Raw genomic sequence first — 19,546 nt, 5'->3', positions numbered from 1 at the left:
GGCCCTCACACCTTGAGGTTGAGCAGGGTGGAGTAGACCTGCCAGACCGCCAGCACCAGCGGCACCACGGACACCAGGACGACCGTTTCCAGCATGTCCAGGCCGCGCAGCAGCCTCGGGTTGACCCGGACCCGGCCGGCGGCGACCGCGACGCTGCCCGCCACCAGGGCGGTGACCAGGGCCAGCGGCAGGGCGATGCCCAGCAGCGCCAGGGTGTGGCCGGCCTGGCCCAGGACGAGGGCGGCGGCGCCTCCCAGCGTGGCCAGCAGGGCCGTGACCAGGGAAACCGCTGCCTGGCGGGTCTCCTTGAACAGCCGGGCCCGCAGCATCATCACCAGCACCAGCACGCCGCCGAGCACGGTCGGGTAGACCCCGCCGGAGGCGAACAGCACCAGGGCACCGGCCCCGGCCACCAGGTGACTGCCCAGCAGCATGCCGAGCAGCAGCCGGCGGGCCTGTTCGATCCGGGCCCGCAGCCGTTCGTGCTCCAGCTGGCTGGGCAGCTCCTCCAGGTCCTCGGCCGAGGCGGCCACGTACGGGGCGGGGATCCGGGCGAACCGCAGCGCGAGCGTCGGCCACACGGTGGTCAGGGCCAGGGCGAGGGGCGCGGCGACGGCGGCGCCACGGGCGGGCTCGGCGTCCCACAGCACTGCGGCGAGCGGGGCGACGGCCCCCAGCGGACCGGCCGTGACCAGCGCGGTGAAGGTGCCCTCGCCGCCACCGACGATCAGGGGCCCCACGGCGCCGATGACCGCGATGGTGGCGCAGCCGAGCAGCACATGGCCGGCGCCGAGACCGCCGAGGTCCGGATCGGTGCCCAGCAGCCGGACGGCGCCGAGGACGGCGAGCGGCGTGGCGAGGGCGGCGGCGAAGGTGCCCGCCTCGCGGTCGGCGAAGGCCCGGGACATCAGCACGCCGACCGCCAGCGCGAGCAGCGCCGTGGCCAGCCCGAGCCAGCCCGGCAGCCGGCCGGGGGCGGCGACCAGCGCGCCGCATGCGGCGAGGGTGGCGACGACGGCCATCCCGGCGGCGGTGCGGCGGGTGGCGGAGGACGGCCAGGGCCCGCGCACCCCGTGGTCGCCGATGACCTCGACCACGTCGTCGTACAGCGGCGGGGTGGTGTCGTCGTGGCCGTGCCCGAGGAACAACAGGTCGCCCTCGCGCACGCCCTGTGAGGTCAGCGAGTCGGCGGCGTCCAGGGCGCTGCCGTCGTCCCGGCGCAGGATCCAGCCGCCGTGCCGCACCCCGCCGTCGGCTCCCGGCTCCTCGCCGGTGTGCCGCAGGAGCGTGGGCAGCAGCCGGGCCAGCGGCACGGTGGCGGGCACCGCGAGGTCGGCGCGGCCGGCGGGACCGGCCAGGCCGATGCGGACGAACTCGGTGGTGCGGGCGGTGGGGGACGGCGTGTGCCGGGGCGGCACGGTCGCCGGCCGCTGAGTGGTGGGGACGCTCATGGCTGCTTCCCGGGAGTGGTGTCGTCGGTGGCCGGGGCGAGGGGTGAGGGGGTGCGGATCAGCTGGACGGGGGTGTTGCCGAGGCGGCGGTGCAGCAGCAGGCCGCGGCCCTTCTTGCGCTGGGCGGGACGCACGCCCCAGATCGGCATCTCGTCCTTGGGGACGCTCATCAGCACGGCGGGGAAGTTGAGTTCCTTCATGCGGCCCAGCACCGGGTCGCCGACGGCGCGGGAGGCGCCGCCCGCCTGCCGGGTGATGTACAGGTGCAGCCCCATCTGGCGGGCCTGCGGCAGGTAGTCGATCAGGGGGCGCAGCGGGTTGCCCCGGGAGGTGGCGACCAGGTCGTAGTCGTCGACCAGGACGTAGATCTCGGCGCCCTTCCACCAGGAGCGGTCGCGCAGTTGCTCCGGGGTGACGTCGGTGCCCGGGATCCGCTTCTTCAGCCCTTCGGCCACGCCGGCCAGGACCTCCGTGGAGCGTTCGTGGGTGGTGGAGTAGCCGAGCATGTGCGGGCCGTCGAACTCCCGCAGCAGGGACATCCGGTGGTCCAGGATGATCAGCCGGGCCTCGTCGGGGGTGCGGGTGGTCACGATCTGGCGGGCGATGGCGCGCAGCAGCGAGGTCTTGCCGGATTCGGTGTCGCCGACGGCGATCAGTCCGGGGTCCTCGCCGGGGCTGAAGACCACCGGCTCCAGGCGGTTGCCCTCCAGTGCCACGGTGACTCCGGGGCGGTCGGGGGCCGTTGCCTCCGCCAGGGTGAAGGACGTGGGCAGCAGCCGTACGCGGCGGGCCCGTTCGCCCTCCCACGCGCCGTCGATCCGGCGGACCAAGTCGGCGACCCCGTCCGAGACGCCCGCGTCGGAGTGGACGCCGTCCACGCGCGGCACGGCCGTGAGGAAGTGCAGCTTCTCGGCGGTGATGCCGCGGCCGGGGCGGCCGGCGGGGATGCCGCGCTGCGCCTTGCGGTCGACCTCGGAGTCCAGGGCGTCGCCGAGCTTCAGCTCCACCTTGGTGCCGATGAGGTCGCGCAGGCCCATGCGCATGTCCAGCCAGCGGTTTCCGGTGATGACGAGGTGCACGCCGTAAGTGAGCATCCGGGCGGCGGCGCCCATCAGGGCGGCCTCCAGGTCGGGGTAGCTCTGCCGCAGCACCTGCCAACCGTCGACGACCAGGAAGACGTCGCCGAACGGGTCGTCGGTGATGGTGCCCTCGGCGCGGGCCCGCCGGTAGTCGGCCATCGACTCCACACCCAGGTCCCGGAAGCGGCCCTCGCGGCTCTCCATGACCTCCAGCACCTCGGCGACCGTGCGGTTCACGGTCTCCGAGTCGAGCCGGGAGGCCACGCCGCCGGTGTGCGGCAGCTTGCCGAAGGGGAACAGGGTGCCGCTGAAGTCCAGGCAGTAGAACTGAACTTCGGCCGGGGTGTGGCGCAGGGCGAGCGAGGCGATGAGGTTGCGGACGGCCGTCGACTTGCCGCTGTGCGGGCCGCCGACGACGGCCACGTGACCGCCGGCTCCGGCCAGGTTCAGCTCCAGGGGGTCCCGGCGCTGGTGGAAGGGGCGGTCCACGATGCCGATGAGCGCGGTGAGTTCGGGGCGCGCGGGGGAGCTGCCGAAGCCGCGGCCGGGGCGTACCGCCAGGTCGCCGTGCAGGGCGTCCAGCGGCTCCGGGTGGTCCAGCGGCGGCATCCACACCTGGTGGGCGCGCGGGCCCTGGCCGGTCATCTGCTCGACCATGACACCGAGCACGGTGCTGCCCAGCTCCTCGCTCTCCGCGAACTCATCCGCGTCCTGCTCCGGTTCGGGCTCCGCGGGCCGTTCGTCGGCGGGGACCGGTACGTAGCCGGCGGGGAACTCCCGCACGCCGGTCGCGCCGCCGAGGGCCGGGCCGCCGCCCTGATCCTCGCTGCGGTAGGGGCCGGAGACATAGGCGGCCCGGAACCGCTTGAGGGTGGCGGTGTCGGTCTTGAGATAGCCGTGTCCTGGGGCGCTGGGCAGGTGGTTGGCGTCGGGCACGCCGATGGCGGTGCGGCTCTCGGACTCGGAGAAGGTGCGCAGGCCCACGCGGTAGGACAGATGAGCCTCCAGGCCGCGCAGCCGGCCTTCCTCGAGCCGCTGGGAGGCCAGCAGCAGATGCAGCCCCAGGGACCGGCCGAGCCGCCCGATCTGGACGAACAGTTCGGCGAAGTCCGGCTTCTGGGTCAGCAGTTCGGAGAACTCGTCGACCACCACGAACAGGCTGGGCAGCGGCAGCAGATCGGCTCCGCGCTGCCTGGCCCGCTCGTAGTCCCGCACCGAGACGAGGTTCCCCGCGTCCCGCAGCACCTCCTGGCGGCGGTTCATCTCGCCGGAGAGTGCCTCCTTCATGCGGTCCACGAGGCTGAGGTCGTCCTCCAGGTTGGTGATGACGGCGGCGACGTGCGGCAGTTCCGCCATCCCGGCGAAGGTGGCGCCGCCCTTGAAGTCGACGAGCAGGAGATTGAGCTGCTCGGAGGAGTGGGTGGCGGCCATCCCGAGGACGACGGTGCGCAGCAGCTCCGACTTGCCGGAACCGGTGGCGCCGACCAGCAGGCCGTGCGGGCCCATGCCGTTCTGCGCCGATTCCTTGATGTCCAGGCTCAGGAGCCCCCCGTCGGCCGACACACCGATGGGCACCTGCAGGCGGTCGCGCATCGGGCGCGGGCGCCACAGGGTGTCCAGGTCGAGCCGTCCGGGGTCGGGGATGTTCAGCAGGGCGGGCAGGGTGTTGACGGCGGTGTCCAGGTCCTGGCTGTCCGCGACCGGGGAGGCCGTGTCCATCCGGTAAGGCGCCAGCAGCCGGGCCAGGGCCTCGGTCTCGGCGAGGGTGAGACCGTCGGCGGCGCCGAGACCGTCGCGGGTCTCGCCCGCGAGCACCGCCAGGGACTCGCCATCCAGGTCCAGCCGCACCCCGTGCGCGTCGGCCAGCGGCAGGGCGCGGCCGTCCAGGTCCAGCAGGGTGACGCCCTGCATGCCGTGCGGGTCGAGCAGCGCCTCGGCGCCCGTGGCGAGGCCGCCGTCGAGCACGACGAGCAGGTGCGGGACGTCCGGATCGGGCTCGGCCGTGCGGCTGAACCGGGTGCGGCGGGTCAGTTCGGCGCCCAGCCAGTCCTCCAGGACGGCCAGCGAGGGGTGCAGCATCCGCACCGGGCCGACATGGTCGGCCTCCTCGGGATGGTGGGCGTGCGGCAGCCACTTGACCCAGCCCCACCGCTCGCCCTCGATGTCGGGGGTGCACACCACGACACGCAGGTCCTTGGGCGAGTGGAAGGTGACGGCGTGCGCGAGCACGGCCCGTACCAGGGCGCGGGCGTGGTCCCCGTCCTCGCTCCCGGAATCGGTGACGTGCACGGCGGCGAAGCGGCGCAGCGCCAGCTGCACCGGCAGTGCGGGCACCACCGAGTGGGTGTCGACGAAGCGCTTGAGCGCCACCGAGGACAGCGGGTCCAGGTCCTCGACGGGCGCCGACTCACCGGGCACCAGCGGGGTGGCCAGGTAGCGGGGGCCGGTGCCGATCCGCACGACGCCGAAGTCCGGGTCGGCGCTGCGCCGTTCCCACAACCGGCGGCTGGTCGCCACCGCCCACAGCGCTCCGGGCGCGGGCGCGTCCCACTCCAGGGCGATGCGCTGCGCGTCGGCGGTGCGCCGTACGTCGGTGCGGGTGCGTTCCAGATACCGCAGATACTCGCGCCGGTCGTTGCGGGCCTGGCTCTTCCCGGCGCCGCGCTGGCGCACCACCGAGCCGATGACCATGGCGAGGCAGGAGACCAGGAACATGGAGCCGACGACGTAGCCGATGGGGCCGCGGCCCATGGTCAGCATGTACAGCACCGAGCCGAGCCCGCTGAGCGCGGGCAGCGCGGTCATCCAGACGTTGCTGTCCTCCGGCTTGGGCAGCTCGGGCGGCGCCTGGAGCACCAGCTCCTTCTCGGGCACCTGGGGCCGGCCCTGCCGGGCCGGCCTGCGCATGACGACCAGGGGTCCGGTCGAGGGGCGATCCCCGTTGTGACTCATCATGATCCATCGTCTTTGTTCCGGTTGAAGGGGTCAGCCCCGATGATGTCCGTGCGTGGGTCGAGGTAACTCGAGTTGTCCCAGGAGTAATCGCTGGCCCGGAGGTCGCTCCCGCCGCTCTCCACGCCTTCCTGCATCTCCACGGCCTTCAGGGCCTCGTGGAAAGCCCTGCTTTCGTAGAGCGGAGCGGTCTCGCTCGACGACGCGCTGTGCAGGTCCGGGATCTCCAGCCGCTCCATGTCCTGCCGGGCGCTCCCGTAGTCGGCGTCGGCCGCCGCCTGGACGAAGACGTGCCGCATGGGCGCACCCGTGTTGAAGACTTCCTCGTACTGCGCCAGGTTCAGGTTGTTCTCCGCTGTCGGCGTCGGCGGCGGGATGATCGCCTGCATGACCGAGTTCCCCATGCCGGTCCAGGTGGCGGCCGTGGAGAGGCCACCAGTGGCGATGGCGCCCACCGCCGAGATCCCCACCGACGTACCGGTGCGCCACATCGCGTTGATGTCGGCCGCGCGCTTGTCGTCCTGCTTGTCCTCGGAGAACTGGTGCAGGATCTGTTCCCGCTCGAAGACTCCGGTGATGACGCCCATGCGCTCCATCGCGTTGTCGATGGCCGTGCCGCTGCCGGATTCGAATGCCTTGAGGGATTCGGTGTATCCGTAGGCCTGCATACCGGCGATGTGCGACATCTGGACGTCCTCGCTGGTGCGCGCCATGAACTGGTAGAAAGCCTCGCGCTCCTCCCCCGAGATGTTGAATCCGGAGATCGGTTCGCCGAAGATGTCCTTGACCTGACCGTGCTCCTCCACCGCGACCAGGGAGTCGAGGTGGTAGATGCCGACGTCCGAGATCGCGTCCTGGATGTCCACCGCGATGAGCATCGCCCGTCCGCCGTCCGGCTCGGACGAAGCCGCCATGATGACGTTTCTCGCGGCGTCGAGCTGTTCCTCGTTCGGCTCGCCGTCTTCGGGCATGGTGCCCGCCCGGATGAGACTGGCCGCCCCCGGCGCGTCGCCCCACTCGGCGTCGAGCACCCGGTTCAGATAGACGTCGTCATTGAGGAGTTGCGTGGACACACCGCCGTTCAGGGACACGGACTGCAGCAGGTCATCACTGCCCGTGTTCCACACGCCGGAGGGGTCGGGGTTGATCTGTGTGTAGTCCCACCAGTCCATGGCGGCGTTGGCCATCTTGAAGGCGTAGTCGTCGCCGGGCGCGACGGTGGCATGTGTCATTGTCTCCGCGAAGCCGTTGAACGCGGTGATGCCAGGGCCGTCGGGGTCCGTATGGGAGCCGCCTCCCCAGGGGTCGAAGAACGGGGCGATGGACGCCGGGATGTACGCCTCGTCCCCACGGAACCGTGAGTTCTCGTCGAGGAGTTCCGGGTTCGTCACCATGTTGATGCCGTTGGCGAGGGCGAGCTGCGCACGGTGGAAACCGGCGTTGAGCTCCGCCCGTTGGACCGCGCCCATGCCCACGCCCAGCCCGACTTCATCGGCCGGCATGTTTCCGCTGAGCAGTTCGAACACGTCGGGGCTCAGCGTGTCGTAGTACGTCTGCAGGTATTCGTACTGCCAGTCCTCCAGCGTGCCCGGCGGATCCATCGGGGGGTCGCCGTAGACCGACTCCGCGATCCGTCCCAGGTTGCTGGTGTACTGGTCGAGCTTCTCCGGGTCGGGGTTCTCCTTGTTCAGCTCGATCTCGAGCTGCTCCGCCTCGTACTCCGCACGACCCGGCGTGAACCAGAAGTCCAGCGGACTGTCGACGGTGTTGTAGCCGTAGTCGCCGAGTTCGGATTCCTTGCGGTAGAGCAGGCTGTAATAGTCCTCGATCCGCTCCGTGATGCCCTCGTGGACCTCCGTAGCGAAGTCGGCCAGCAGATCAAGATGGGTCTTCTTGACGTGGTCGCGCACCTTGTCGACGGGAAACTTTCCATAAACCGAGGTGAAGGTGCAATCGTAGATCGTGTATTCGAGACTCGAGCCGACGCCGTAGACCTGGGCGGCCAGCCAGGTCTCGAAGCTGTCGAACGCGGAATTGGCATCGGACTCGTGGCGGTCCATCTCCCCGTTCATGCCCATGTCGCCGGTGATGGCTTCCTCGTTCTGTTCGAGAACCGTTTCCACCTCCTCGGCGACTTCACCGAGGATCCGCGCGATGACTTCGAGGTTCTCGCCGCCCAGGTCCGCGTGGGTCTGGACGAGGTGCTCCGCCGCGCTCTCATAGATGGCGTTGCTGCCCCGGGTACCGGCACGCTCTTCGAGATCGGAAGCGTACTGAGCGACGGAACCCGTTTCCTCGGCCACTTCCGAGCCGTTGCGGAAGACGCTGGAGAGGGTGAAGATCTCCTCCGCGTCGGTCTCGTTCTGGAAGTCGGTTCTCTCTTTCCACGGATCGCAGCCGGCCTCGTCGGCCACCTCTTGGCGGGTGAAGCTGATGTCGGACATGCGCAAGGGCCCCCGGACGGCGACGTGTGATCAGTGGCGGTCAGATGCTGTCGGCGATGCCACGGCTCACGTCTGTGGTGGTGATGGTCAAAAATGTGTTGGCGTCGGCGTCCGCTTCCTCTCCGTAGGAGGAAGCGGCGACCGCTCCCTCGCCGATGGAGGTGCGGTCTTCCCCGGCGCGCTGCGCCCGTTGGCTGCGGTCGCCCGCGGCGGCGGTCAGCGACGCGCTGAACATCGCCGCGCCGGCGCCGCCGAACTGGGAGGCCGAGGCGGAGACCGATCCCAGGCGGCGGGAGAGCGCGTCGGCTCCGTCCGCGGCGTCGTGGTGCCCTCCGGCGCTGGTGCGGAACTGTTCGGGCAGGTATTCCAGGCTGTCGTCACTCATTGCCTCTCCTCTCACTCCTGCGGCCGGGGCGACCGCCCCTGCCGTGTCCCACCCGGGCGATCCGCGGCCCCGGCGGCCCCGTCCCCCTCAGCGCGGGGCCGCCGGGATATCGGGGATGGTCAGTCCCCGAGGACGCCCTGCGTCGCAGTGCCGCTGGGCGCCCAGACAGTGGGGTCCTCCGTCAGGCGCGTGGGCTTTCCCGTGTTCTTCGGCTCCTCGCGCGGGAGGGCCCGGTTGGCCGGCGCGGCGGGCGGGGCCAGGCGGCGGGCCGCCTCGCCGGAACCGGGGGAACGCCAGGTGGCGGCGGGCTCCCGGAGCCCTCCCGCCCCCGTGCGAGCGGCCCCGCCGGCCCCGCCCGCGGGCCGGCCGGCGGCGCCCGCGCCGGGTGCCGGAGCCGGCTGGTGGCCCCCGAGGCGCCCGGCCGCCGCCGCGCCGGTGCCCGACCGCCAGGTGGCGGCCGGCTCGCGCAGCGCCGTGCCGGCCGCGCCGGGCCGGCCCGGTCTGCCCGCGCGGGCACCGCCCTGCTGCCCGCCCGCCGACGCCCCCGGCGGCGGGCTGTACGGGCGGCCGCCGGTGGCCGCCTCGCGCATCGCGAAACTGTTGGCGACGGCGGCCCGCTGGCCGAGGTTCCGCATCGCCTGTTGCGCCATCTGCGGACGGGCGGGCCCCGCGTTCCCCACGCTCGGCGGCACGGTGCCGCCGTAGAGCCCTGCCAGACCGGCCGTCGCCGCGCCGCCCCCCACGGCGGCCAGCCCGGCGCCACTGACCACCGTGCCCGGCCCGGTGCCGAGCCCGGAGAGCCGGGCGGCGTACTCGGTGACCTCACCGAACGGCCGCCCCGTCACCGGGTCGATCCAGCGGCCGGTCACCGGATCGAACTCCCGGCCGGTGGCCGGGTCGACGAGGAAACCGGTGTTCGGGCTCTGCACCCAGCCGGCGAAGTCCCCCCGCTCGGGGCCCTGGACGGCGGCGTGCGGATACGTGCCCGCGCCGACCTGGCTGCCGTTGGCGGCGGCGTACGAGGCGGACCCCGCCCCCGACGCTCCCGCCCCGGCGGATCCGGCGGCTCCCCCCGCGCCCCCCGCAGCGGTGCCGACGCCCCCTCCGCCGCCGGCACCGCCGCCTCCCCCGCCCCCGCCGGTCACCTCTCCCCCGGTGACCTGCGAGATGCTCGTCCCCAGCCTCGCCAGCACCGTTTCGGCCTCGGCGATCAGCTCCCGCTTCGCCTCGCGCTGCCGCTCGTAGAAGGTGACCGCGGCCATGCCGACATCCTGGGCCGGCTGCTCCTCGGTCACGGCGTGGTACGCGAAGAGCAGGTTGATCGCCTTCTCCGTCGCCTGGGCCGACGCCTCGGCGGCGGCGGACAGCTGACCCGCGATCCGGCCGGCGAGCACCGCGATCTCCTGTGCGGTGGCGGCGCTGCCCTCCATCCGCTCCGCCAGCTCGATCAGCCCGACCCCCGGTTCGGCCGCCGTGTCGGAGGCCGCCGAACTGAGCCAGTCGTCGGAGGAGGCGGAGAGCGAGGCCATCGCCAGCCAGGCACCGGACGCACCGTGGATCCGCATGTGCTCCGCGCTGAAGATGTGGTCCAGCAGCGCGGCCATCTCATCGTCCGTGGACATGATCCGCTCAGATCCTTTCCACGGTGTTCAGTTCCTCACCGTTCATCATCCGCTCCGTGTAACCGAACGCTGCCTCGGCGGCCGAGGCCGTGATGGCGGCAGCCGTCTCGTCGGTCTCCTCCGCCAGATCGGCCACGGTGTGTGCGCTGGCGCTGATGTCCTCGACGCTCACCTCGTTGGCGATCCAGGCATCCAGCACACTGGCGGCCGCTGAGGCCAGCGCGCTCTCGGCCGCCGCCCCCTCCGGCACCGAACCGAACAGCCCCTGTGCCGAGGCGATACGGATCAGCGCGTCCGACGCGCTCTCCCCACCGCTTCCCGTCGTCTCCCCCGCCCGGCGCGCCGCCGAGGCGTTGAGGATCTGCTCGCCGTCCGTCACCCTGCTCCCCGTCCCCTCGGGTCTCCCGCGTCAGTTGGACCCGGAGGCGGCGCGCCGCATCAGGTGGCCGCCCTCGATTCCCGCGTTCTTGACGCCCTCGCCGGCCCGCTTCGCCGACTCGACTTCGTCGTCGAAGCGGTTGGACTGCCGGCGGAACTCCTGGTCGCGCTCCTCCAGCACCCCGCCGAGGCTTGCGTCGACCTCGCCGCGCTCGATCAGGCCGAGCAGTTCGGAGTGGACGCCGTCCCAGATCTCCCGGTACCGGTCCTGCTGGGTGTTCGTCTGCCCCCGCACGTCGTCGAGTGCTTCGGGCCGGAAGGAGACATGGTTCTTTCCGTACGACATGGTGTGACCTCTTCCTCGTGTGGATGCTCAGCCGAACGCGCGGTCGTTGGAGATCGACTGAGACCCCGACGCCTGGGTGATCAGCGTCTCGGCCTCCTCGTCGGCGTTCTGGCCGTGGCTGAGGGTCTCGCCCAGGTCGGTGGCCAGCCCGTCGAGGGCGCGCGCCAGGGCGTCTCCGTTGCGGCCGAGGTTCTCGTAGTTCTCCACGCCGCGCGCGGTACCGAGGCCGTTGTACCCGGCGGCGAAACCCTCCCCCTGCCCGCTGATGCCGAGCGCGACCTCCTGCATCTCGGTGTAGGCGTCGTTGACGATGCCCATCACCCGGCTCAACTCGTCCGGTGAGAGCTTGACTTCGTCGCTCATGGTTCCCCCTGCACGATGTTTGCGTCTGCGACCAAGGGGAAGGCTACCGCGCCACCTGACGTCACGTACCGTCCAGGCGTAGCAGCTGCGTATCAGATCCGTAGCAGCGGCCCCCTGGGACGTTGGGGCCGCGCATTTCGCGGGGCTAACCGATCGAGTAGCGGTCCTCGGTTCGCACCCGCAAGTGAATGTTCTCGCGGCTGTTGAGGTCGTCGAGCATCACCTGGGCCCGCAACTCCTCCGCCTGCGCGCTCTCCTCGCGCCCCAGTCCGCGCAGCGCCGCCGCCAGCCAGGTGCGCTGCTGCGCGGCCACGAAGGGGTCGAAGGGCTGCTCCGCCGCGTGCCGCAGCGCCCGGTCCGCCCAGCGCGCCGCTTCCTCGAACTCCCCCACCTTCAGGTGGTACTCGGCCAGCAGCCCGGCCGAAATGGTGCGCTCGTACGGCACCGTGACCGCCTCGTAGTTGGACATGAACAGCCGGTGCGCCTGACCGTGCTCACCGAGATAGAGGTGGCAGCGGCCGAGGTTGTTGATGATCTGGGCGCGGGAGTCCGTGTTCGCCAGGTCCTCCGCCTCGGCCAGCGCGCGGCGCCCCACCTCCACCGCCTCCGCCAGCCGGCCCGCCGAACCGAGGGTGGGCACCATGTTCATCATCGTGCCCAGCGCCTCCCCACGGTCCCCCAGCGAACGGAACAGCGTCGTCGCACGCTCCAGCAGCGCCATCCCGCGCGAGGCATCGCCCTGCTGGCCGGCTGCCTTGCCCAACTGCCCGTAGGCCACCCCCTGAGCGAACACATCGCCCTGCCGTTCGCCCACCGCCAGGGCCAGTTCGCACAGCCGCCGCTGGGCCCGCCAGCTCAGCCGCAACCCGATGTACGTCTCCAGCGCCCGGACGCTCTCCAGCGCGAAGCACGACAGCGGACGCCCGGCCAGCTCCTCCCCCGTGTCGAACTCCGGCGCCGACAACTGTGCCGCCAGCGCCAGGACGTCCTCCAGCACCTCATCCATCCACGGCAGCGACTCGTCCACGGAACGGAACGTGCGGCCCTGCGTGAAGCGCGCCTCCCCCCGCGCGTACCGCTTGGCGAAGTGCTGTGCCAGTGCCAGCGGTGCGTTCGAGCGGTGCAGGGATCCCACACACCACCCGGCCAGCCCGGCCAGCGCCTCCCGCGTCCGCTCCGGGGGCAGCCGGTCCGCCTGCCACGCCGCCGCCGACCGCACCAGATCGTGCAGGACGTACACCCCGGGCCTGGGGCAGGTGGCGATCTGGGCGTCGGTGAGCCGCTCCAGTGCCTCCCGGGCACGGCGCACATCGCAGCCGGCCAGTTCCGCCACCGCCTCCGGGCTGTAGGAGAGCACCGCGGCCGTGCCCAGCAGCGGGAAGATCCGGGCGGCCGGTACGTCCCCCAGCTGATCGATGCTCACCATCACACTGGTGCGCAGGTCCAGGTCGTCCACGGACAGTTCGTCCATCCGCCGCCGCTCGTCGCGCAGGACCGCCGTCCAGTCCGCGACGCTCCACCGGGGCCTGGCCGCCATCCGGTTGGCGATGATGCGCAGCGCCAGGGGCAGATGCCCGCACAGCGTGACCAGTTCCTCCCACTGCGCGGGGGTGCCGCGCTCGGCGGCGCCCTCGGCGATGGACTGGACGAAGGTGATGGCGTCCGCCGTGGTCAGGGTGGACAGATGCAGATGGTGCCCGCCGTGCACCCCGGTCAGCGCCGCGCGGCTGGTGACCAGTGCGGCGCAGCCGGGTTCGGTGGGGAGCAACTCGGCGACCTGCGCGGCGTCCAGCGCGTTGTCGAGCAGAACCAGCACCCGGCGGCCGGTGAACCACTCCCGGTAGTACGCGGCAGCCGCCTCCGGGTCACCCGGGATCTCCTTGCCCGCGGCGCCCAGCGACGCCAGCAGCCGCTGCCGTGCCTCGGCGGGCGCCAGCGGCGCGTTGCGCGGATCGGCGCCGCGCAGATCCACGTACAGCAGTCCGTCGGGGAACCGGTCGGCCACCTCCCGGGCGGCGCGCACCGCCAGCGCGGATTTGCCGACCCCGCCGGGGCCGTCGATCAGGCAGACGGCCGGCGCCGCCACCGCGTCACTCAACCGGGTACGGATCCGGCCCAGTTCGACGGCGCGGGCGACGAAGGTGGCGATGGCCGGCGGGAACGCCGCCCGGCCACGCGCGGGGAAGGTCACCTGGCCCGGCGCCGGCGGTGCCACCGGCGGGGCGGGTTCCCGCACGGGCGCCGGAACCGCCAGCCGCGCGTCCCCGCGCAGGATCAGCCCCTCCAGCTCCCGCAGTTCGCCGCCCGGCTCGATCCCCAGTTCGTCCACCAGCCGGCGTCGCGCCTCCCGGTAGACCGTCAGCGCCTCCGCCGTGCGCCCGCCCCGGTACAGCGCGAGCATCAACTGCCGTACCAGCCGTTCACGCAGCGGATGGGCGCGCGCCGCGGCGGCGATGTCGTCCACGACGGCGCCGTGCTCCCCGAGATCCAGCTTCAGCCCGAACCGCTCCTCCACCGCGGTGAGATACAGCTCCGTCAGCCGGGCCCGCTCCACGGTGCGCAGCGGACTGTCCGGCAGATCGGAGAGCGGGGTGCCGCGCCACAGCCGCACCGCCCCGTCCAGCAGGGCCGCCGCGCCGTCCGGCTCCCGCCCGGCCAGTTCACGGGCCCTGCCGAGCGCGGCGCGCAGCCGTCCCAGGTCGGTCTCCTCGTCCCGGACGTCCAGCTGATAGCCGCCGGACACGGTGCGCAGCCGCTCCCCGGGGAGGGCCTTGCGCAGCCGCATGACGTAATTGCGCAGCGTGGTACGGGCGCTGGGCGGTACGTGGCCGCCCCACAGCCCCTGCCCCAGCTCGTCCACCGGAACCACCTGCCCGGCGCGCAGCGCCAGGGCGGCGAGCGTGGCGCGCAGCATCGGAGCGCTCACGCCGATCTCGGAACCATCGTCGGCCCGCACTTCCAGCGGGCCGAGCAGCCGGATGTCCATGGAGCCCCCAAGCGGTCACCCCCACCGCGCTGGTCGGACGCGGCGGAGCCTGCTGCTGTACCGGGCCATTCTCCCGTACCCCGGCGACAACACCACCCCCGTCCCGGCGCGGTGGCCACCGGCTCCGCCATGACCGGGGGGAACCACGGGGCGTCAGGGGGTTCTTCGGCCGCCCGGCCGGTGGGTGAGCGCCCGGATCCTCGAAGGGGCACCACGGCCACACGGCGGCGCCCCGGGCCGCAGGTGACGGGGGCGCCCTCGTCTCATGCCTCGCCCGGGGAGTCGGGTGGGCCGGCGGCGCGGCGGTGTTCGGCGTTGATGCGCTGGGCCTCTTCGAGCTGGTCCTCGAGGATGACGATGCGGCAGGCGGCCTCGACGGGGGTGCCCTGATCGACGAGTTCCCGGGCGCGGGCCGCGATGCGCAGCTGGTAGCGGGAGTAGCGCCGGTGGCCGCCCTCCGAGCGGAGCGGGGTGATCAGCCGGGCCTCACCGATGGCGCGGAGGAACTGGGGCGTGGTGCCGAGCATCGCGGCAGCCCGGCCCATGGTGTAGGCGGGGTAATCGTCGTCGTCGAGACGGCCGAAGGAGTCGTCTGCTGTCATCTTGCCTCTCTGTGGAACGCCTGGAGGGCCCTGGTGCCATACCGGCACCAGGGCCCTGAAGGAACTGCTACACCATCTGCCGGCCTCTGTTCAGCACCGGCCTTCTTGTTCCACGGGCCCACCCGGGAGGGGGCGGGGAACACGGAGATCGCGGATGTGTGACCGGAGATCACCTGTCTGTCGGTGTCCCGCGGTACCGGGCTCATGTCTGCCGCCCGGGCGATCCCGATGGCGCCGAAGTCCTCCGTTCTTCCCTCTGAATCCCTGACTCGTCAAACGGACACTGCGTACTGCCCTGTGCTGCTGCAGCGGCGACGCCGAGGATGAAGCGCCGCCGCTCAGCCAATTTACCGCTCGCGGTGGCCCCTGATCACCGCGGGCCACCCGGTCCGGTCGTCAGCCCCGTCACCCTGCGACAACTCCGGCTCCGACGCTCCACCACCGCACCGTCCTGCGAACTGCGTGTACAGCTGCCCGGCAGTTCGTGTCTGCCGGGCTTCCCTGATCTCCGCTACAAGAGAAACCATAGCGGCGCTGCCGTCGAAAAGCTACTCCAGCCGACATAGATTTTCTGTCTGCCCGAAGGGGAGAAAACGTGCTGCCCGATCCCGGGACGCGAAGCGGCTCCGCCGCCCCGGCCAGCTGCCCGGGTGCCCTGCGGCCGGTGGAAGCGATGCGCCGCATGCCGAAGCCCGGCACACCGCTGATCGACGTGGTCGATCCGGGAGGCCGGGCCGGAAGGCAGGGGCGGGTGGGGGCGCCACGCGCCCCGGGACGTTACGGGAGCGGGCCGCTCGTGGGCGCGGGCACCGCGTCGGGAAGAGAACGGCAGGTGAAACCGAGCCGCGTCATGGCCCGGAGGACCTCGCCCGCGCTGAAGTCACGGCGGTCCTGGCGGGTGATGACCTGGCCGACCTGCTTGACCGGGTAGTGGCGCCGGCCGATGATCACCGATTCCCCCGTGATCGGTTCGGGCTTGACGCCCTTCATCGATTCCAGCACGCCCTCCTTGGTGAGCTCGAAGGGGAAACGGGCGATGACGCAGCGCATGTGACCTCACAGCGAGAAGGAGAGGGGAGGGGTCCGACCGGAGACATGACGGGTTCAGCGCGCCGCGGCGGTCACGGCTGAGGCTTGCGCGCGGACGCGCGCCGGGCCGCCGCGGTGGGACGACGCCGACCCCGGGAGGAAGCGCTGCTCCTGGGGCGTTCGGCCGCCACCGGTGCCGCGACGACGACCGGGATGCCGGACGGCGCCTGGGCTCCGGTGATCCGGCTCAGCGCCGCGTCGCCCGAGCGGACCTGCGTGGTCTGCGGCTGGATCCCGGCGTCCGCCATGAGCTTGGCCATGGACCGGCGCTGGTTCGGCGTGACGAGGGTGACGACACTGCCGGACTCGCCGGCGCGGGCGGTACGGCCGCCTCGGTGGAGGTAGTCCTTGTGGTCGGCCGGCGGATCGACGTTCACGACGAGGTCCAGGTTGTCCACGTGGATGCCACGCGCCGCGACGTTGGTCGCCACCAGCGCACTGACGTCCCCCGCCTTGAACTGCGCCAGCGTGCGGGTCCGCTGCGACTGTGACTTGCCGCCGTGCAGCGCGGCGGCACGGACTCCGCTCCTGAGCAGATCCCTGGTCAGCCGGTCCACGGCGTGCTTGGTGTCCAGGAACATGATCACGCGTCCGTCACGGGCGGCGATCTCGGTCGTGGCCGCGTGCTTGTCGGCACCGTGGACGTGCAGGACGTGGTGCTCCATGGTCGTCACCGCACCGGCCGAGGGGTCGACCGAGTGCACGACGGGGTCGGTCAGGTAGCGGCGCACCAGCAGATCGACGTTGCGGTCCAGGGTGGCGGAGAACAGCATCCGCTGCCCTTCCGGGCGTACCTGGTTGAGCAGCGCGGTGACCTGCGGCATGAATCCCATGTCGGCCATCTGGTCGGCCTCGTCCAGCACCGTGATGTCCACCTGGTTCAGCCGGCAGTCGCCCCGGGCGATGAGGTCCTTGAGCCGGCCGGGGGTCGCGACAACGACCTCGGCCCCGCCGCGCAGGGCACTGGCCTGCCTGCCGATCGACATCCCGCCCACCACCGTGGCCAGCCGCAGCTTGACGGAGCGGGCGTACGGCGTGAGCGCGTCGGTCACCTGCTGTGCCAGCTCACGCGTCGGCACGAGGATCAGCCCCAGCGGCTGGCGCGGCTCGGCACGCCGGCCGACGGTGCGGGCGAGCAGGGCGAGACCGAACGCGAGCGTCTTGCCGGAACCGGTGCGACCGCGCCCCAGTACGTCGCGGCCGGCGAGCGAGTTCGGCAGCGTCGCGCTCTGGATGGGGAACGGGGCGGTCACACCCTGCTTCCCGAGTTCGGCCAGGAGCTGCCGCGGCATGTCGAGATCGGCGAAGGCCGCGGCGGCGGGCAGCGCGGGGGTGATCGTCTTGGGCGGAGCGAACTCACCCTGTGCCGCGGCGTTCCGGTGGCCCTGACCACCGGAGCGGGCAGGTCTGTCGGAACGGCGCGGCGCGGACACGCCGAAGCGGCCGCCGCCTTTTCCGGTGCCCGAACCGGTGTGCCGGGTGCCGGCGGAGCGGTCTTTCGTACGGGTGCGGTTCATGCGGAATCCTCCTCGATACGGCACATATCAAGGAATCCCGCGGCTGTGAGCAGCCCGGAGAATACAAGTATGGACCGATGGCAGAAAAAGCCCTGACAGGGCCGGATGACGTTTGTACCGGCGCGGGTGCGAAATACGTGAGGCGATGGGGGCGTCATATCGGTGCGCCCAGAATTCTGGGGAAAATCCCGCACAACGCTCCGGTTCGCCGAACGGATGAGCACCGGCTCGGAAAAACGCACGGAGCTGGGCCCGTACCCCGAAGGATACGACCCCAGCTGCGTTGAGTGCGTCGGTGTCAGGCCGGAACGATGTTCTCGGCCGTCGGGCCCTTCTGGCCCTGCGCGATGTCGAAGCTCACCTTCTGACCCTCGAGCAGCTCACGGAAGCCCTGGGCCGAGATGTTCGAGTAGTGGGCGAACACATCGGCGCCGCCACCGTCCTGCTCGATGAATCCGAAGCCCTTTTCCGCGTTGAACCACTTCACGGTGCCAGTAGCCATTTCATATCTCCTTTGGGCAGTATATCGAGGCCCGCATTGCACGGACTCCGTATTGCCGCAATGATCAACCCGCCCGGAAATGACCGGAAATATAAAAGAGCTCTCGCCCGGCGAGGCCGGGGAGGGCACTTGAAGTTTCGGGAACCACAACTGCAACTGGGACCGACAGTAGCACACGGGAACAGCGCGTGCCGGGTGAGTAATTTCCCGTCACCCGTTGCGGCAAAAAGCCTCGCCGCACGGCCCGTGAAATTCTTACCTCACGGACACAGATATTGGTTCACGCGGAGTGCAGCGTCGCCGTGACGGCGATCGCCGGAGTCCGCGCGGGCACGCGACGGACCCCGGCGATCACCGCGGCTCAGGCGCTTTTGGCAGCGGGCTCCAGGATCGCCACGCACTCCATGTGATGCGTCATCGGGAACAGGTCGAAGGCCCGCAGGAAGCGCGGGACGTAGCCGACCGCGCGGAAGTGCGCCAGGTCGCGGGCGAGGGCGGCCGGGTCGCAGGCCACGTAGCCGATGCGGCGGGCGCCCAGGGTGGCCAGGTGTTCCACCGTCCGCTTGCCGGCACCCGCCCGGGGCGGGTCCAGCACGATCAGGTCGGCGCGGGTGATTCCGGTGCGCGGCAGCACCTGCTCGACCCGGCCGTGCTCGATCCGGACGCGGGGGGCGTCCGCCAGGTTGTGCCGGGCGTCCTCCACCGCACGCTTGGAGGACTCGATGCCGACCACCGCGCCGGTCTCACCCACGCGGGCGGCCAGCGCGCCCGCGAACAGGCCCACGCCGCAGTACAGATCGAGCGCCGTCTCGCCCTTGCGCGGGGTCAGCCCGCGCATGAGGGCGTCCACCAGCAGCTCGGCGGCCTGCGGGTGCACCTGCCAGAAGCCGCCCTCGCCGACCCGCCAGGTACGGCCGTCGGCCCGCTCCCGTACAAAGGTCCGCCCGTGCACCGGGTGCAGGGTGCGCTGCCCGGGGCCACCGCCCTTGCCGCGCTTCTCCTGGGCGCGCATCACGGACACCGGCCGGTCCAGCTCGACCAGCGGCAGCCGCCCGCCGGGACGCGGGGTGAGCACCACCATGCGGTCGTTGGAGCCGGTCGCGGCGATCGCGTCCACGGAGGCGATCTGCGGCCAGCTGCGCGCCTCGACGCCCAGCTCGCTGACGCCCTCGGCCGCGATCAGGCAGCGGTCGATCGGCTCCACCTCGTGGGAGCGGCTGCGGCGCAGTCCGGCGCGGCCCTCGGCGTCGATCGCGTACTGCACGCGGGTGCGCCAGGCGGGCACCTCGCCGGGGGCGACCTTGTCACCGGGGGCGGGCTCGACCGTGCCGTCCCAGCTGACCTCCTCGGGGGTGACCCCGGCCAGCTGGCCCAGCAGCTCGGTGAGAACCGCCGCCTTGAGCTTGCGCTGGGCACCCGGCTTCACGTGCTGCCAGTCGCAGCCTCCGCAGCGCCCGGGGCCGGAGAAGGGGCAGGGCGCCTCGATGCGTTCCTTGGCGGGGTCGAGCACGGTGACCGCGTCGGCGCGCAGGAAGCGCGAGTCGGCACGCCCGTCGGTGACGCGGGCGATGACCCGCTCGCCGGGGAAGGTGTGCCGCACGAAGAGGACCTGGCCGCCGGGGGTGCGCGCCACGCAGTGGCCGCCGTGGGCGACCGGGCCGATCTCGACCTCGTACTCCTCGCCGACCAGCGACGCCGCCGTGGGGGTTGATTCAGGCATGGTGGCGACGGCTCCAGAGCGCGAAGAGGGGGTGAGGGAAACAACGGCCGCCCAGTCTACGGTCTCCCCCGCCGCCCGCCGAACGGCAGTGCCCCGCCTCCCCGGCCGCC

14 protein-coding genes are annotated in these 19,546 nt (G+C 72.0%); all 14 read right to left on the bottom strand.

The features are described 5' to 3' along the window. Nucleotides 1–5: 5 nt before the first annotated feature. The 14 genes from eccD to ACTFAP_RS23830 all read right to left on the bottom strand — a co-directional run bounded on the left by eccD (nt 6) and on the right by ACTFAP_RS23830 (nt 19,436). Nucleotides 6–1,451 (bottom strand): type VII secretion integral membrane protein EccD, encoded by a 1,446-nt coding sequence (gene eccD, locus ACTFAP_RS23895; protein ID WP_500467348.1) that lies wholly within the window; start codon nt 1,449–1,451, stop codon nt 6–8. Beyond that, nucleotides 1,448–5,485, bottom strand: coding sequence for a type VII secretion protein EccCa (gene eccCa, locus ACTFAP_RS23890; RefSeq protein ID WP_500467347.1), 4,038 nt, complete (start codon nt 5,483–5,485; stop codon nt 1,448–1,450). The genes eccD and eccCa overlap by 4 nt, the downstream gene beginning before the upstream one ends. Beyond that, entirely contained in the window at nt 5,482–7,896 is a 2,415-nt protein-coding gene (locus ACTFAP_RS23885; RefSeq protein WP_500467346.1) for a putative alpha/beta hydrolase, read from the bottom strand. Before ACTFAP_RS23885 ends, eccCa begins: the two co-directional genes overlap by 4 nt. A gap of 70 nt (nt 7,897–7,966) precedes the next feature. Next, nucleotides 7,967–8,311, bottom strand: a complete 345-nt coding sequence (locus ACTFAP_RS23880) for a hypothetical protein (protein WP_500467345.1) — start codon at nt 8,309–8,311, stop codon at nt 7,967–7,969. Nucleotides 8,312–8,430: 119 nt separating this feature from the next. Beyond that, nucleotides 8,431–9,933 (bottom strand): hypothetical protein, encoded by a 1,503-nt coding sequence (locus ACTFAP_RS23875; protein ID WP_500467344.1) that lies wholly within the window; start codon nt 9,931–9,933, stop codon nt 8,431–8,433. 7 nt (nt 9,934–9,940) lie between these two features. Then, on the bottom strand, nt 9,941–10,312 hold the full coding sequence (locus ACTFAP_RS23870; RefSeq protein WP_400011661.1) for a hypothetical protein: 372 nt from the start codon (nt 10,310–10,312) through the stop codon (nt 9,941–9,943). Nucleotides 10,313–10,342: 30 nt separating this feature from the next. Then, nucleotides 10,343–10,657 (bottom strand): hypothetical protein, encoded by a 315-nt coding sequence (locus ACTFAP_RS23865; protein ID WP_390121662.1) that lies wholly within the window; start codon nt 10,655–10,657, stop codon nt 10,343–10,345. A 27-nt stretch (nt 10,658–10,684) separates the two neighbouring features. Further along, nucleotides 10,685–11,020 carry a hypothetical protein gene (locus ACTFAP_RS23860; protein ID WP_390121661.1) on the bottom strand — a complete coding sequence of 112 codons (336 nt, stop codon included), beginning with the start codon at nt 11,018–11,020 and terminating at the stop codon, nt 10,685–10,687. A gap of 145 nt (nt 11,021–11,165) precedes the next feature. After that, entirely contained in the window at nt 11,166–14,006 is a 2,841-nt protein-coding gene (locus ACTFAP_RS23855) for a BTAD domain-containing putative transcriptional regulator (RefSeq protein WP_495682255.1), read from the bottom strand. Nucleotides 14,007–14,269: 263 nt separating this feature from the next. Further along, complete coding sequence (locus tag ACTFAP_RS23850) at nt 14,270–14,608, bottom strand: helix-turn-helix domain-containing protein (protein ID WP_030730368.1); 339 nt, start codon at nt 14,606–14,608, stop codon at nt 14,270–14,272. A 777-nt stretch (nt 14,609–15,385) separates the two neighbouring features. Then, the gene (locus ACTFAP_RS23845) at nt 15,386–15,658 is read right to left on the bottom strand and encodes an SCO5918 family protein (protein WP_500467343.1); all 273 of its coding nucleotides are present in this window, start codon (nt 15,656–15,658) and stop codon (nt 15,386–15,388) included. A gap of 71 nt (nt 15,659–15,729) precedes the next feature. Continuing rightward, nucleotides 15,730–17,214 (bottom strand): DEAD/DEAH box helicase, encoded by a 1,485-nt coding sequence (locus tag ACTFAP_RS23840; RefSeq protein ID WP_500467342.1) that lies wholly within the window; start codon nt 17,212–17,214, stop codon nt 15,730–15,732. Nucleotides 17,215–17,512: 298 nt separating this feature from the next. Beyond that, nucleotides 17,513–17,716, bottom strand: a complete 204-nt coding sequence (locus tag ACTFAP_RS23835; RefSeq protein ID WP_030730357.1) for a cold-shock protein — start codon at nt 17,714–17,716, stop codon at nt 17,513–17,515. Nucleotides 17,717–18,077: 361 nt separating this feature from the next. Next, nucleotides 18,078–19,436, bottom strand: a complete 1,359-nt coding sequence (locus tag ACTFAP_RS23830; RefSeq protein WP_390121657.1) for a class I SAM-dependent RNA methyltransferase — start codon at nt 19,434–19,436, stop codon at nt 18,078–18,080. Nucleotides 19,437–19,546 lie beyond the last annotated feature (110 nt).

It is taken from the genome of Streptomyces sp. PH9007 (genome assembly GCF_059813725.1).
This window is presented reverse-complemented; position numbering and strand designations above follow the sequence as displayed.

What these genes read in the sequence shown, in the direction of transcription:
- ACTFAP_RS23855 (WP_495682255.1), bottom strand. Translation starts at nt 14,006, where the DNA reads ATGGACATCCGGCTGCTCGGCCCGCTGGAAGTGCGGGCCGACGATGGT.
- ACTFAP_RS23860 (WP_390121661.1), bottom strand. Translation starts at nt 11,020, where the DNA reads ATGAGCGACGAAGTCAAGCTCTCACCGGACGAGTTGAGCCGGGTGATG.
- ACTFAP_RS23845 (WP_500467343.1), bottom strand. Translation starts at nt 15,658, where the DNA reads ATGCGCTGCGTCATCGCCCGTTTCCCCTTCGAGCTCACCAAGGAGGGC.
- ACTFAP_RS23850 (WP_030730368.1), bottom strand. Translation starts at nt 14,608, where the DNA reads ATGACAGCAGACGACTCCTTCGGCCGTCTCGACGACGACGATTACCCC.
- ACTFAP_RS23840 (WP_500467342.1), bottom strand. Translation starts at nt 17,214, where the DNA reads ATGAACCGCACCCGTACGAAAGACCGCTCCGCCGGCACCCGGCACACC.
- eccD (WP_500467348.1), bottom strand. Translation starts at nt 1,451, where the DNA reads ATGAGCGTCCCCACCACTCAGCGGCCGGCGACCGTGCCGCCCCGGCAC.
- ACTFAP_RS23875 (WP_500467344.1), bottom strand. Translation starts at nt 9,933, where the DNA reads ATGTCCACGGACGATGAGATGGCCGCGCTGCTGGACCACATCTTCAGC.
- ACTFAP_RS23865 (WP_390121662.1), bottom strand. Translation starts at nt 10,657, where the DNA reads ATGTCGTACGGAAAGAACCATGTCTCCTTCCGGCCCGAAGCACTCGAC.
- ACTFAP_RS23835 (WP_030730357.1), bottom strand. Translation starts at nt 17,716, where the DNA reads ATGGCTACTGGCACCGTGAAGTGGTTCAACGCGGAAAAGGGCTTCGGA.
- ACTFAP_RS23880 (WP_500467345.1), bottom strand. Translation starts at nt 8,311, where the DNA reads ATGAGTGACGACAGCCTGGAATACCTGCCCGAACAGTTCCGCACCAGC.
- eccCa (WP_500467347.1), bottom strand. Translation starts at nt 5,485, where the DNA reads ATGATGAGTCACAACGGGGATCGCCCCTCGACCGGACCCCTGGTCGTC.
- ACTFAP_RS23830 (WP_390121657.1), bottom strand. Translation starts at nt 19,436, where the DNA reads ATGCCTGAATCAACCCCCACGGCGGCGTCGCTGGTCGGCGAGGAGTAC.